This window comes from Streptomyces sp. NBC_01463, from assembly GCA_036227345.1.
In the GTDB taxonomy this organism is placed as follows: Bacteria; Actinomycetota; Actinomycetes; order Streptomycetales; family Streptomycetaceae; genus Streptomyces.
In genome coordinates this window covers 7,131,669-7,144,059 of the sequence record CP109468.1, presented here as the reverse complement: position 1 = coordinate 7,144,059, position 12,391 = coordinate 7,131,669, and the positions used below count along the sequence as shown (strand labels likewise).

Sequence of the window (12,391 nt, the reverse complement as noted above, 5' to 3'; positions counted from 1 at the left end):
GCAGATAAGGTCCGTACGTGAACGATTTTGTGCAGAGTCTGCGGCTGTGGTTCGCGCCGCAGCGCATCCGTGACGAGGGCGACACCCCCGACTACCGCTTCTCGCTCGCCAACGAGCGGACCTTCCTCGCCTGGATCCGGACGGCTCTCGCACTGATCGGGGGCGGTTTCGCGGTCGACCAGTTCCTGCCGGAGCTGTCCTGGGGCGTCCGTGCGGGTCTGGCACTCGCGCTGCTGGCGGCCGGCGTGCTGTGCGCGCTGCGGGCCGTCAACCACTGGGTGCGGTGCGAGCGGGCGATGCGGCGCGGGGAGGACCTGCCGGTGTCCCGCTTCCCGACACTGCTGAGCCTGGCCGTGGCCGTGGTGGCCGTGGCGATGGTGGTGGTGGTCCTGTTCGGCTGGGAGGGCCGGTGACCGCCGCGGAGCGCGACCCGGGGCTCCAGCCCGAGCGGACGCGCCTCGCGTGGCGGCGTACGACGCTGTCCTGCACGGTGGTCGCGCTGCTGGCGGGCAAACAGGCGCTGCACGGCGGCGTCGGCACGGCCGGGGTCGTCGCCCTGTCGCTGAGCGCGCTCGCCTGGCTGGGCTTCCTGCGGGTGGCGAACCGGCGGGTGCAGGGCATGGGCACCGCGCGCCCGCGGCCGCTCGCGCCGCGGGCGGCGCTGGCGGCCGCGGCCTGCACGGTCGCGCTGGCCGTGTTCGCCGCCGCGATGCTCTTCTGAGCTCGCGCGGGCCCACGGGACAGGCCTGAGGCACCGGGCCGGTCAGCCCTCCTCCCAGTCCACGGAGACGACGATCTTGCCCCGGGTGCGGCCCTGCTCGTTGAGCCGGTAGGCGTCCGCGGCCTCCGCCAGCGGGAAGACCCGGTCGACGTGGACCGAGACGATGCCGCGCTCGGCCAGCTCCGCCAGGTGGGCCAGGTCCTTGGCGTCCGGCCGCACGAAGGCGTACTTGCCGCCGTACGAGATGACCTCGCCGTCCGCGATCGAGGCCAGCCTGCCGTCCGGCGCGAGGGTCTCGGCGGACACCCGCAGCGCTTCGCCGCCCACGGTGTCGAAGGCCGCGTCGATCCCGTCGGGGGCCAGGGCGCGCAGCCGGTCGGCGAGCCCTTCCCCGTACGCCACGGGTTCCGCTCCGAGCGCCCGCAGGTGCTCGTGGTTGCGCTCGCTCGCGGTCCCGATGACCCGGCAGCCGCCGTGCCGGGCCAGCTGGACGGCGAGCGAGCCGACACCGCCCGCCGCGGCGTGCACGAGGACGGTGTCGCCGTCGCGGATCCGCAGCGACCGGTGGAGCACCTGGTAGGCGGTGAGCCCGGCCAGGGGCAGTCCGGCGGCCTCCTCGAAGCTCAGGCTCAGCGGTTTGCGGGCGAGGGTGCGCACCGGGGCGGCGACGTACTCGGCGAACGTGCCGCGGCTCAGGAAGTCCTCCCGCACGTAGCCGATGACCTCGTCGCCGACCGCGAACTCGTCGACGGCGGCACCCGGCTGCACCACGACACCGGACACGTCCCAGCCCGGGATCACCGGGAAGACCGCTTCGAGTCCGGCGTCGAGATAGCCCTCCCGGGCCTTCCAGTCGACCGGGTTGACCGCCGCGGCCCGTACTTTCACCAGGACGGCGTCGGGGCCGACCTTGGGGTCGGGCCGCTCGCCGTACTCCATGACCTCGGCCCCGCCGTAGCTGCTGTAGCTGATCGCCTTCATCCTTCGACCATCGAGCCGGGTCAGGAGCGGCGCAAGTCAGGTCATGCGGTGGCGGCCGCGAAGGGCGGCAGCAGGGTGCGGGGGTCGTGGCCGGAGTGCCAGAGCCCGATGAGGAAGGCCGTGGTGGCCTCCAGGTACGCGGCCCGGTCGAGCCCGCCCACCGGCAGCGGCACGCAGCCCAGATCGCGGACCAGCGCCGCCACGGTCTCCAGCGCGTCCGCGTCGTCGCCGCACAGCGGCACGGAGAGCGGGCCGTCGGCGAAGGCGGGCGGGGTGAGCCGCCACACCGTGTCCGGCAGGTGGTTGAACGCCTTGACGACCCGGGCGCCGGTGGCGTCGGCGAGGGTGCGCGCGGCGCCGGGGCCGCCCTCGGTGGTCAGGACGAAGCCGGGTCCCACCGCGTTGGTGCAGTCGATCAGCACCCGGTCGCGCAGCGTCCGGTCCGCGGCGGCGAGCGCCGTGACGGTGTCGAGCGCGGCGTCGTAGGGCAGTGCGAGGAGCAGCACGGAGCCGAACGAGACGGCCTCCTCGAAGGTGCCCGAGGCGCTGTCCGTCCGGTCGGCGAGGGCGCGGGCCCGGACGGGCGAGCGGCCCGCGAAGAGGAGCTGGTGTCCGGCCCCGGCCCATTGGGTGCCGAGGGCCTGGGCCATGTTGCCCGTACCGAGAACGCCGATGCGCATATCCGTCTCCCTGGCGAGTGTCCGCGAAGTAGCGTCGTGCCGTGGAAGGTGACGGTAGGAGATCCGTTGCTGACCGTCCGGTGCCCAACGGGCGCCGCGGGGAGGGGAGAGCTGTGGAGCGGCTGCTCGCGGACTGCCGGGCGAGGCTCGGTTTCGATCTGTTCGCGCACACCTGGAACGCGGTGGTCATCCACGCGCTGGGCGGGGGACCGCGCCGGCCGGTCGACCTCCGCGCGGAGATCGGCGGGATCAGCGCGAAGGTGCTCAACGAGACGCTGCGCCGGCTGGCGGGGTACGGGCTGGTGGAGCGCCGGGCCTACGCGGAGGCGCCGCCGCGCGTCGAGTACGCGCTGACCGGGCTCGGCCGGACGCTGCTGGAGCCGATCGAGGCGCTCGGGCGGTGGTCGGCGGAGCACGGCGACGCGTTCGTGGCGGCACAGGACTGGGACGACTGAGCCCCGACGGGACGGGGCCGGTGCGGGCCCCGTCCGGTCCCTCACCAGCGCGGGATCGTGGGCGTGGCCCAGCCCGGCTCGCCCTTGCGCATCGCGGCGGCGTCGTCGCGCTCGCGCATGCCGCCGTCGTCGTCGAGCCAGCGGCGGTGCAGCACGGCCAGGCGTTCCCGGTCGAGTTCGACGCCGAGGCCGGGGGCGTCGGAGACGGTCAGCCTGCCGTCCTCGAAGACATGGCGGGTGGTGATGACGTCCTCGGTCTGCCAGGGGTAGTGGCTGTCGCAGGCGTAGTCGAGGTTGGGGACGGTGGCCGCGACGTGCGTCATCGCGGCGAGGCTGATCCCGAGGTGGGTGTTGGAGTGCATGGAGAGCCCGACGCCGTAGGTGCGGCAGATCCCGGCCAGTTCGCGGGTGCGGTGCAGTCCGCCCCAGTAGTGGTGGTCGGAGAGGACGACCTGGACGGCGTCACGGGCGAAGGCCTCGGGGACCTCGGCCAGCGTGGTGACGCACATGTTCGTGGCCAGCGGCACATCGGTGCCGGCCGCGACGGCGGCCATCAGCTCCGTGCCGCTCGCCGGGTCCTCCAGGTATTCGAGTACGTCCTTCAGCTGCTCGGCGACGTACAGCGAGGTCTCCACCGACCAGGCGCCGTTGGGATCGAGGCGCAGCGGCTGCCCGGGGAAGGCGTCGGCGAGCGCGCGGACCGCGGCGATCTCCTCCTCCGGCGGGAAGACCCCGCCCTTCAGCTTGAAGGAGCTGAAGCCGTAGGTACGGGCGAAGCGCCGGGCCTGGGCGACGACTCCGGCCGGGTCGACGGCGGCGCCCCAGTCGTCCCGCTCGCCGCCGTCCGGATGCTCGGCCCAGCGGTAGAACAGGTACGCGCTGTACTCGACGCTGTCGCGGACCTTGCCGCCGAGCAGCGCGTGCACCGGCAGGCCGAGGGTCTTGCCCAGGGCGTCCAGGCAGGCCACCTCGAAGGCGGAGACGACCGAGAGCCGCAGCTTGTCCGCGGTCTGGACGCCGCGCAGCCCGCCCGCGTCGACCCGCTCGTCGGCCGCGCGTGAGTCGCCGCACACCTCGTCGGCCAGGGCGAAGAGGCCGTTCACATCGCTGACCGGGCGTCCGGCCAGGGCGGTGGCGAGCGGCTGCGCCAGTTCGAGGTACTTGCCGTCGCCGTAGGTCTCCCCGATGCCGGTCACCCCGCCGCGCGTGACGACCTCCACGATGAGCCGCGGGGTGTACGGCTGGTGGACGCCCTGGGTGTTGAGGAGCGGCGGGTCGGCGATGAGGATCGGGGTCAGCCGGACTTCGTCGATCAACCATGCTGTGTTCATACGTGAACTCTATTCAGGGATACGACTGAAGGCCAGAGTCCGGCCACCATGCGGACCGGGATTCCGCACATTCCGTTCCCGGAGTTCACTGGACGACATACCGACTGGTCGGCATCATGAACACCGACGATTTATTCACCCCGGAGGTGCGCACGATGAGCCAAGTCCACCCGCCAGGTCTCGACCTCGACCGGTTGCGCGGACATCTCGACCGCGAGCGGCCGGGCCTGGTGAACGGACCGCTCGAGGCCCGGCTCATCGAGGGCGGACGGTCGAACCTCACCTACGTCGTCACGGTGGCGGACGGCACCGGCCGCTGGGTGGTCCGACGGCCGCCGCTGGGTCATGTGCTGGCGACCGCGCACGACATGAAGCGCGAGCACCGGGTGATCAGCGGGCTGCACCCGACGGCCGTCCCGGTCCCCGAACCGGTGCTGCTCTGCGAGGACGACTCGGTCATCGGCTCCCCCTTCTACGTCATGGAGTACGTCGAGGGCACCCCGTACCGCACCGCCGAGCAGCTCGCCCCGCTGGGCGCCGAGCGCACCCGCAAGGCCGTACTGAGCCTGGTCGACACCCTCGTGGAGCTGCACGCCGTCGACCCGCAGGCCGTCGGCCTCGGCGACTTCGGGCGCCCCGAGGGCTTCCTCGACCGTCAGCTGCGCCGCTGGGGGAAGCAGCTGGACGCCTCCCGCAACCGCGAGCTGCCGGGCATCGACGAGCTGCACGCGGCACTCGGCCGGCAGCTCCCCGGCTCCCCCGCCCCGACCGTCATCCACGGCGACTACCGCCTGGACAACGTGCTGATCGGCGCGGACGACGAGATCAAGGCCGTCCTCGACTGGGAGATGTCGACGCTCGGCGACCCGCTCACCGACCTCGGACTGCTGGTCATGTACAGCTCCGACCTGGGGCTGCCCGAATCCCCGGTCTCCACCACCAGCGGGGCCGCCGGCCACCCCTCCCCCGCCGAGCTGATCGAGCGCTACGCGGCCCGCTCCGGCCGGGACACCTCGGGCATCTCCTGGTACACGGCGTTCGCCTGGTTCAAGCTCGCCGTGATCCTGGAGGGCATCCACTACCGCTACACCCTGGGCCAGACGGTCGGCGGCGGCTTCGACCGCATCGGCGACCTCGTCCCCGTCTTCATCGAGCACGGCCTCACCACCCTCCAGGAAGGCTGATCCACCCCATGGACTTCGCATTCGACGCCCGTACCGAAGAGCTGCGCGCCAAGCTGCTCACCTTCATGGACGAGCACGTCTACCCGGCCGAGAAGACCGCGGACGAGCAGCGCGAACAGCTCGCGTCGCCGTGGGACACCCCGCAGGTGGTCGAGGACCTGAAGGCCGAGGCCCGCAGGCAGGGGTTGTGGAACCTCTTCCTGCCGGACGCCGAGTACGGCGCCGGGCTCACCAACCTCCAGTACGCCCCGCTGGCCGAGATCCTGGGCCGCTCCCCGCATCTGGCGCCGACCGCGCTGAACTGCGCGGCGCCGGACACCGGGAACATGGAGGTCCTCGCCCAGTTCGGCACCGAGGAGCAGAAGAAGCAGTGGCTGGAGCCGCTGCTGGCCGGGGAGATCCGGTCCGCGTTCGCGATGACGGAGCCGGAGGTCGCCTCCTCGGACGCGACGAACATCGAGACCCGCATCACCCGGGACGGAGGGGGTACCTCCCGTTCGAGCGGAGCCGAGAATGGGGGAGACTACGTCATCAACGGGCGCAAGTGGTACATCTCCGGGGCGATGAACCCGGACTGCGCGATCTTCATCGTGATGGGCAAGACCGACCCGGACGGCGACGACATCCGCCGCCAGCAGTCGCAGATCCTCGTCCCGCGCGACACCCCGGGCCTGACCGTGAAGCGCGCGATGCAGGTGTACGGCTACGAGGACCACTCCCACGGCGGCCACGCCGAGGTCGTCTTCGACGACGTGCGCGTGCCCGTGACGAACCTGATCGGCGAGGAGGGCGGCGGCTTCGCCATCGCCCAGGCGCGGCTGGGTCCGGGCCGCATCCACCACTGCATGCGGCTGATCGGCATGGCGGAGCGCGCCATCGAGCTGATGTGCCGGCGCGCGGTGGCCCGTACGGCCTTCGGCAAGCCGCTCGCCCAGCAGGGCGTGGTGCACAACTGGATCGCGGACGCCCGGGTCACGGTGGAGCAGCTGCGGCTGCTGGTGCTGAAGACGGCCTGGCTGATGGACACCGTCGGCAACCGCGGCGCGCACACGGAGATCCAGTCCATCAAGATCGCCACCCCGCGCGCGGTGGTCTCCATCATCGACCAGGCGGTGCAGCTGCACGGCGCGGGCGGCGTCAGCCAGGACTTCCCGCTGGCCGAGCTGTGGGCGGCGGCGCGGACGCTGCGGCTGGCGGACGGCCCGGACGAGGTGCACCAGCGGTCGCTGGCGCGGCGGGAGATCAAGAAGTACCTGTAGGGCACCGGTGTCGCGGGCCCGCACCCCGGTGCGGGCCCGCGGCGATGTCAGTAACCGCCGTACGGCACGTGGTCGGCGAGTGCCAGTTCGCGGGCGAAGGCCCGTACCCGCAGCAGGCAGCGGGCGAGGACCCGGACGACCCTCGGGCGGTGCGGCCCGTAGGCCACGTTCCACAGAGGGGGAACACGCGTCGAAACCTGGATGTGCGCCATGTATCCACCTTCACCCCGCGAACGCGTTCGGTCCAACAGATGGATTCGCTGGCTGTGATCGCTACCGTAGATGGATGGAGATTCGCCAGCTCCGCCATTTCATGGCGGTGATCACGCACGGCAGTTTCACCGCCGCCGCCCGCGCCGAGCTGATCGTGCAGTCCGCGCTGAGCACCTCCGTCCGCAACCTCGAACGGGAGCTGGGGGCCGACCTGTTCGAACGGACCGGCCGCCGGGTGGTGCTCACCGAGGCGGGCCGGGCGCTGCTGCCCTCGGCCCGTACGGTGCTGGCCGGGACGGACGCGGCGCGTGACGCGGTGGCCGCCGTGTCGGGGCTGGCCACCGGGCGGGTGCGGATCGGCACGATCCAGACGCTGACCTGCGTGGATCTGGCCGCCGAGCTGGCCCTGTTCCACCGGCTGTGGCCCGGGGTGCAGATCTCGCTGCGCGAGGCGACGACTCCGGAGCTGGTGGCGGGGGTGCGGGCGGGTGAGCTGGATCTCGCCTATCTCGCGCCGGACGCGGCCGAACTCCCGGAAGGCATCATGGCGTTCGCGTCCTGGCAGGAGGACCTGGTGCTGATCACGGCGCCCGGCCACCGGCTGGCGACGGCCGGCCGCACCCTGGTCAAGGACCTCGCCGACGAGCCGTTCGTGGACTTCCGGGCGGGCACCGGCCTGGAGACCGCGGTGCGGCGGCTGGCCGCGCACTGCGGCCTGGAGCGCCGGATCACCTGCGATGTCACCCAGATCCGGCTGCTCGTCGATCTCGTCCGGGCGGGGATCGGCGTGGCGATCGTGCCGCGCCGGATCGGCGAGGACGCCGGACTGCCGTGCGTGAGCATCCGGCAGCCGGAGCCGGGCCGGACGGTGCTGCTGGTGGGCCGGGCGCCCCGGCCGCGCAATCCGGCGGCCGAGGCCCTGCTGGGCCGGCTGGCCGGCAGCAGGGCCTGACGAGCGCCCTACGGCCGCAGCGCGCGCAGCAGCAGGTCGGCGAGGTGGTCGGCGACCTCCTGCTGGGTGAGCGGGCCGTCCGGCCGGTACCACGTCGACAGGTGGTGGACCGAGCCGAAGTGGTAGTCGACGATCAGGTCCGCCGGGGTGGCCGTGGAGAACACCCCGCTGCGCTGCCCCTCTTCCACGAGCGCCCGGAAGCGCTCGTGGTAGCGGCGCCGCTCCACCCGTACCTGCTTGTTCTTCTCCGGGCTCAGATGGTGCATGGAGCGGAAGAAGATCGAGGCGTCGTCGAGGTTCTCGATGGTGGTGACGACCACGTCGGCCGCGGCGTCGCGCAGCCGCTGCTCGACGGGTGCGTCGGCGCCAGCGAAGGCGTCGAGCCGCTCCTGCTGGAGCCGCAGCACCCGGGCGTAGACCTCCTGGAGGAGGTCCTCCTTGGAGCCGAAGTAGTGGTAGAGCGCGCCCTTGGTGACGCCGGCCGCCTCGACGATCTCCTGGACCGAGGTGCGGTCGTACCCCTGCTCGGCGAAGAGCCGCGTGGCGGCGGCCAGCAGCCGCTGCGGGACGGGGGTACCGCTCCCGTCCGTCGCCTTGGCCATAGCCGCCACCTTCCTTCCGTGCTGTGGGTCAACCGTTCTCACGGGGTGAACGCAGTTCCCGCCTGAGGATCTTCCCACTTGCGGTCTTGGGAAGTTCCGCCAGGATCTCGACTTCGCGCGGGTACTTGTACGCGGCGAGCCGTTCCTTGCAGTACGCACCCAATTCATCGGGTTCGACCGAGGCGCCGGGCCGCAGACTGACGTAGGCGCGGACCGTCTCGCCGCGGTAGGCGTCCGGGACGCCGACGACGGCGGCCTCGCGCACGGCCGGGTGGGTGTAGAGGACGTCCTCGACCTCTCGCGGCCAGACCTTGAAGCCGGACGCGTTGATCATGTCCTTCTTGCGGTCGACGACGTAGAGCCAGCCCTCGCGGTCCATGAAGCCGATGTCGCCGGTGCGCAGCTCGCCGTCCGGGAACGCGACTGCGGTTGCCTCGGGCAGCCGCCAGTAGCCGGAGACGACCTGCGGGCCGCGCACCGCGATCTCGCCCTGTTCGCCGAACGGCACGTCCGCGCCGTTCTCGTCGATGATCCGCACGACGGTGTCCGGGCCGGGCACGCCGACCGAGAGGGTGCCGGAGACCGGGTCGACGGGCGCCTCGCGCTCGGGCGGCACCGAGGCGCAGGGGGCGGTGCACTCGGTGAGGCCGTAGCCGTTGCGGATGTACGGGCCCAGGCCCGACCGGAACTTCTCGACGAGCGCGGGCGGCAGCGGCGCGCCGCCGGAGGAGATCACCTGGAAGGAGGCGAAGTGCCCGGGCGTGACACCGGGGGTCGCGGCGAGCGCCATGAAGGCGGTCGACGGGCCGACGGTGTACGCGGGGCGGTGCTCGGCGAAGGCGTCGAGGACGACACCGGGGTGGAAGCGGTAGGCCAGGACCAGGGTGCCCGCGTTGGTGAGGCAGGCGGCCAGCTGGCAGACCATGCCGGTGATGTGGAAGAGCGGGGCGAGCGCGAAGTAGGCGGCGCCCTCGGCGATGGGGTGGCCGGTGCGCTGGCGCTCGGCGTTGACCATGATGTTGCCGTGGGAGTTCAGGGCGCCCTTGGGGGTGCCGCTGGTCCCGGAGGTGTAGCTGATCAGCGCCACGTCGGCGGCGGTGAGTTCGCGGCCGGCGGGGGCCGGGAGGCCCTGCCGGGCGACGGTCACCAGATCGTCCGCGTCGTCGGCTGCGGGCAGCCGGTCGAAGTTCAGCACCCGCTCGTCGTTCTTCGTCTGGAGGTCGAGCTCGCAGGCGGTGACGGCGATCCGGACGGACGGGGCGGCGGCCGCGGTGTCCCGCAGATACGCCTCCCAGGCACGGTCGGAGCAGATCAGCGCCGTGACCTCGGCGTCCTTCAGTACGTGGCCGACCTCGGCGGACTTGTACATCGGGTTGAGCGGGACGACCGTCGCCCCGGCCTTCCAGGCGCCGAGCAGCGCGAGGACGAAGTGCGGGGAGTTCTGCAGCATGATCGCGACCCGGTCGCCGCGCTCCAGCCCCCGGGCGGCGAGGTGCCCGGCCACGGAGTCGGAGAGCTCGTCGGTCTCGGCGTAGCTGAGACGTCCGTCGAAGTAGGCGAGTGCCGGGTGGCCGGGGGTCCGGGCCACGGAGTCGCGGAAGGCGTGCACCAGGGTCCCGGCGGGACTGACGGGGGCCCGCTGGGCCTCGCTGAGCAGCGGGAGCCAGGGCTTGGCCGCGTAGATCGACTCGCTCATGCTCCGGTCTCCTCCCATGTGCGCTGGAGGCGGTTCATGCCGCGGAGCCAGCGATCGGTGTCCTCGGCCCTGGCCCCGTAGTAGTTGGCCACCTCGGGGTGGGGCAGAACGAGGAAGCGGTCCTCGGCCATCGCGTCGAAGAGGGCGTCGGCGACGGCCTCGGGCTCGATCGCGCCGGGGGCGAGGACGAGCTTCCCGGCCGATCCGGCGCCGGTGAGCATGTCCGTACGCACGCCCTGCGGGCAGATCGCGTGCACCTTGATGCCGCGGTGGCGGTAGGTGAGGGAGAGCCATTCGGCGAAGGCGACCGCGCCGTGCTTGGTGACGCTGTAGGGCGCCGCGCCGATCATCGTGAGGAGTCCGGCGGCGGAGGCCGTGGAGACGAACCTGCCGCTGCCGCGCTCCAGCCAGTCCGGGAGGAGCGCCCTGGCCGCACGGACGTGGGCCATCACGTTGACGTCCCAGGCGGCTGCCCAGACGTCCTCGTCGGCGAATACGTCACCGGGCGAGGCGAGGCCGGCGTTGGCGCAGTAGACGTCCACGGTGCCGTCCAGCGCGTCGCGGGCGGCGTCGACGATCTGTGAGGCGTCCCCGGCGACCGCGGTGCCGCCGATCTCCTCGGCGAGCGCCTTGATCCGGCTCTCGTCGAGGTCGTTGACCACGACCCGCGCGCCCTCGGCGGCGAATCTGCGGGCCAGCGCGGCGCCGATGCCGCCTCCGGCCCCCGTGACCACTACGCCAGCGCCCTGCACCGTACTCATCGTCCCGCCTCTCTCAGCCGACTGCACCGGCAGACTAACCGGTCGGTATGTCGCCGGGGAAGGGGTCGGGCCGTCTCATCCGCCACTCCGGGCACAGCCGCCCCGTCCAGCTCGTTCCCTGCGGCCCGTACCCGCGCTAGCGTGCGTGACCATGACAGACGTCGCGATCATGGAGGTAGCCGAATGAGCCTGTCCAGGCGTGGATTGCTGGCCGCCGGCGGTGCGGTCGGAGCCCTCGCGGCGACCGCCGCATCGGCAGGACCCGCGGCCGCCCTCCCCTCGCACGGCAAGGGGCACGGCGGCGGACACGGCCGGGTCCGCACCGGCTTCGACCGGCTGGCGGCGGACGGTTACGCCCTGCTGAAGGGGCAGCGGGTCGGTGTGGTCACGAACCCGACCGGGATCACGTCCGGCGTGGAGCACATCGTCGATGTGATGCACCCCGACGGCCGGGTGAACCTGACCGCCGTCTTCGGCCCCGAGCACGGCTTCCGCGGCACCGCGCAGGCGGGCGGCTCCGAGGGGCGCTACGACGACCCGGCGACCGGACTGCCGGTCTACGACACGTACCTCAAGAACGGGCAGGCCCTCGCCGACGTGTTCACGGCGTCCGGCGTGGACACGGTCGTCTTCGACATCCAGGACGCGGGCGCCCGTTTCTACACGTACATCTGGACGCTGTACGACTGCATGGAGGCGGCGGCCCTCGCGGGGAAGAGGTTCGTGGTGCTGGACCGGCCGAACCCGGTGACCGGGCGGGCCGCGCTCGGCCCGGTGCTCGATCCCGCGTTCGGCACCTTCGTGGGGCGCCGGGAGATCTCGCAGGCGCACGGCATGACCGTCACCGAACTGGCACTGCTGTTCAACGGGGAGTTCCTCGCGGACCGTCCGGCCGACCTGGAGATTGTGAAGATGTCGGGGTGGTCGCGCTCGGACTTCTTCGACGCGACCGGGCTGCCGTGGGTGCCGCCGAGCCCCAACATGCCGACGCCGGACACCGCGCTCGTCTACTCGGGCACCTGCCTCTTCGAGGGCACCAACCTCTCCGAGGGGCGCGGCACCACCCGCCCGTTCGAACTGCTCGGCGCCGAGGGGATCGACCACACCTGGGCGGCCGCGGCGAACGCGCTCGGCCTGCCCGGAGTGGCGTTCCGCGAGGCGTACTTCGCGCCGACGTTCTCCAAGTTCCAGGGCAAGACGGTGGGCGGCGTCCAGCTGCACGTCCAGGACCGCGAGGTCTTCGACCCGGTCCGCACCGGGATCGCGCTGCTGGTGACGGCGAAGCAGACCTGGAGCGGGTTCGCCTGGCGCTCCGACAACTGGATCGACAAGCTCACCGGCAACACCCGGGTCCGCACGATGATCGACGCGGGGGCGGACACCGATGAGGTGGTGGGGGCGTGGGCGGATGACCTCGCCGCGTTCCGGGCGGTGCGGAAGCGGTACCTGCAGTACCGGTGAGCCCGTGTCGCCGGGCGGGCCGTCGTGTGCGGGCCCGCCCGGCGAACCGGTTCCGTCCTCGGTCGCCGGACGGGCCTGATGTGCCCGGCGCGCCG

The 12,391-nt window shown here is 72.4% G+C and carries 14 protein-coding genes; 7 read left to right on the top strand and 7 right to left on the bottom strand.

Features of this window, described 5'->3' with window-relative positions; translation table 11 throughout:
* Positions 1-17 precede the first annotated feature (17 nt).
* Both OG521_31535 and OG521_31530 read left to right on the top strand, forming a co-directional pair.
* Positions 18-413 (top strand): DUF202 domain-containing protein, encoded by a 396-nt coding sequence (locus tag OG521_31535; GenBank protein WUW25050.1) that lies wholly within the window; start codon positions 18-20, stop codon positions 411-413.
* Positions 410-721: a DUF202 domain-containing protein gene (locus OG521_31530; GenBank protein ID WUW25049.1), complete on the top strand. Its 312-nt coding sequence runs from the start codon at positions 410-412 to the stop codon at positions 719-721. The genes OG521_31535 and OG521_31530 overlap by 4 nt, the downstream gene beginning before the upstream one ends.
* A 42-nt stretch (positions 722-763) precedes the next feature.
* On the opposite strand, the gene OG521_31525 is transcribed toward OG521_31530, so the two are convergent.
* On the bottom strand, positions 764-1,702 hold the full coding sequence (locus OG521_31525; GenBank protein WUW25048.1) for an NADP-dependent oxidoreductase: 939 nt from the start codon (positions 1,700-1,702) through the stop codon (positions 764-766).
* 41 nt (positions 1,703-1,743) lie between these two features.
* Positions 1,744-2,382: an NAD(P)-binding domain-containing protein gene (locus OG521_31520; GenBank protein ID WUW25047.1), complete on the bottom strand. Its 639-nt coding sequence runs from the start codon at positions 2,380-2,382 to the stop codon at positions 1,744-1,746.
* Between the two features lie 113 nt (positions 2,383-2,495).
* Here OG521_31520 and OG521_31515 point away from each other — a divergent pair, with 113 nt between their 5' ends.
* On the top strand, positions 2,496-2,837 hold the full coding sequence (locus OG521_31515; GenBank protein WUW25046.1) for a helix-turn-helix transcriptional regulator: 342 nt from the start codon (positions 2,496-2,498) through the stop codon (positions 2,835-2,837).
* A 41-nt stretch (positions 2,838-2,878) separates the two neighbouring features.
* On the opposite strand, the gene OG521_31510 is transcribed toward OG521_31515, so the two are convergent.
* The gene (locus OG521_31510; GenBank protein WUW25045.1) at positions 2,879-4,168 is read right to left on the bottom strand and encodes a glucarate dehydratase family protein; all 1,290 of its coding nucleotides are present in this window, start codon (positions 4,166-4,168) and stop codon (positions 2,879-2,881) included.
* Between the two features lie 155 nt (positions 4,169-4,323).
* Between OG521_31510 and OG521_31505 the strand changes: the two genes are divergently transcribed.
* Together OG521_31505 and OG521_31500 are read left to right on the top strand one after the other, a co-directional pair.
* Complete coding sequence (locus OG521_31505) at positions 4,324-5,352, top strand: phosphotransferase family protein (protein ID WUW25044.1); 1,029 nt, start codon at positions 4,324-4,326, stop codon at positions 5,350-5,352.
* 8 nt (positions 5,353-5,360) lie between these two features.
* Complete coding sequence (locus tag OG521_31500; GenBank protein WUW25043.1) at positions 5,361-6,611, top strand: acyl-CoA dehydrogenase family protein; 1,251 nt, start codon at positions 5,361-5,363, stop codon at positions 6,609-6,611.
* Positions 6,612-6,658: 47 nt separating this feature from the next.
* Here the strand turns inward: OG521_31500 and OG521_31495 are convergent, their stop codons facing one another.
* Complete coding sequence (locus OG521_31495; GenBank protein WUW25042.1) at positions 6,659-6,823, bottom strand: hypothetical protein; 165 nt, start codon at positions 6,821-6,823, stop codon at positions 6,659-6,661.
* 101 nt (positions 6,824-6,924) lie between these two features.
* Here OG521_31495 and OG521_31490 point away from each other — a divergent pair, with 101 nt between their 5' ends.
* On the top strand, positions 6,925-7,776 hold the full coding sequence (locus tag OG521_31490) for a LysR family transcriptional regulator (GenBank protein ID WUW26870.1): 852 nt from the start codon (positions 6,925-6,927) through the stop codon (positions 7,774-7,776).
* Positions 7,777-7,784: 8 nt separating this feature from the next.
* On the opposite strand, the gene OG521_31485 is transcribed toward OG521_31490, so the two are convergent.
* Genes OG521_31485 through OG521_31475 form a run of 3 tightly spaced genes read right to left on the bottom strand, consistent with a single transcriptional unit; the run spans position 7,785 to position 10,835 of the window.
* On the bottom strand, positions 7,785-8,378 hold the full coding sequence (locus OG521_31485; GenBank protein WUW25041.1) for a TetR/AcrR family transcriptional regulator: 594 nt from the start codon (positions 8,376-8,378) through the stop codon (positions 7,785-7,787).
* Positions 8,379-8,406: 28 nt separating this feature from the next.
* Positions 8,407-10,074: an AMP-binding protein gene (locus tag OG521_31480; GenBank protein WUW25040.1), complete on the bottom strand. Its 1,668-nt coding sequence runs from the start codon at positions 10,072-10,074 to the stop codon at positions 8,407-8,409.
* Positions 10,071-10,835 carry an SDR family oxidoreductase gene (locus OG521_31475; GenBank protein ID WUW25039.1) on the bottom strand — a complete coding sequence of 255 codons (765 nt, stop codon included), beginning with the start codon at positions 10,833-10,835 and terminating at the stop codon, positions 10,071-10,073. The genes OG521_31480 and OG521_31475 overlap by 4 nt, the downstream gene beginning before the upstream one ends.
* A gap of 183 nt (positions 10,836-11,018) precedes the next feature.
* Here OG521_31475 and OG521_31470 point away from each other — a divergent pair, with 183 nt between their 5' ends.
* Positions 11,019-12,296 carry a DUF1343 domain-containing protein gene (locus tag OG521_31470; GenBank protein WUW25038.1) on the top strand — a complete coding sequence of 426 codons (1,278 nt, stop codon included), beginning with the start codon at positions 11,019-11,021 and terminating at the stop codon, positions 12,294-12,296.
* Positions 12,297-12,391 lie beyond the last annotated feature (95 nt).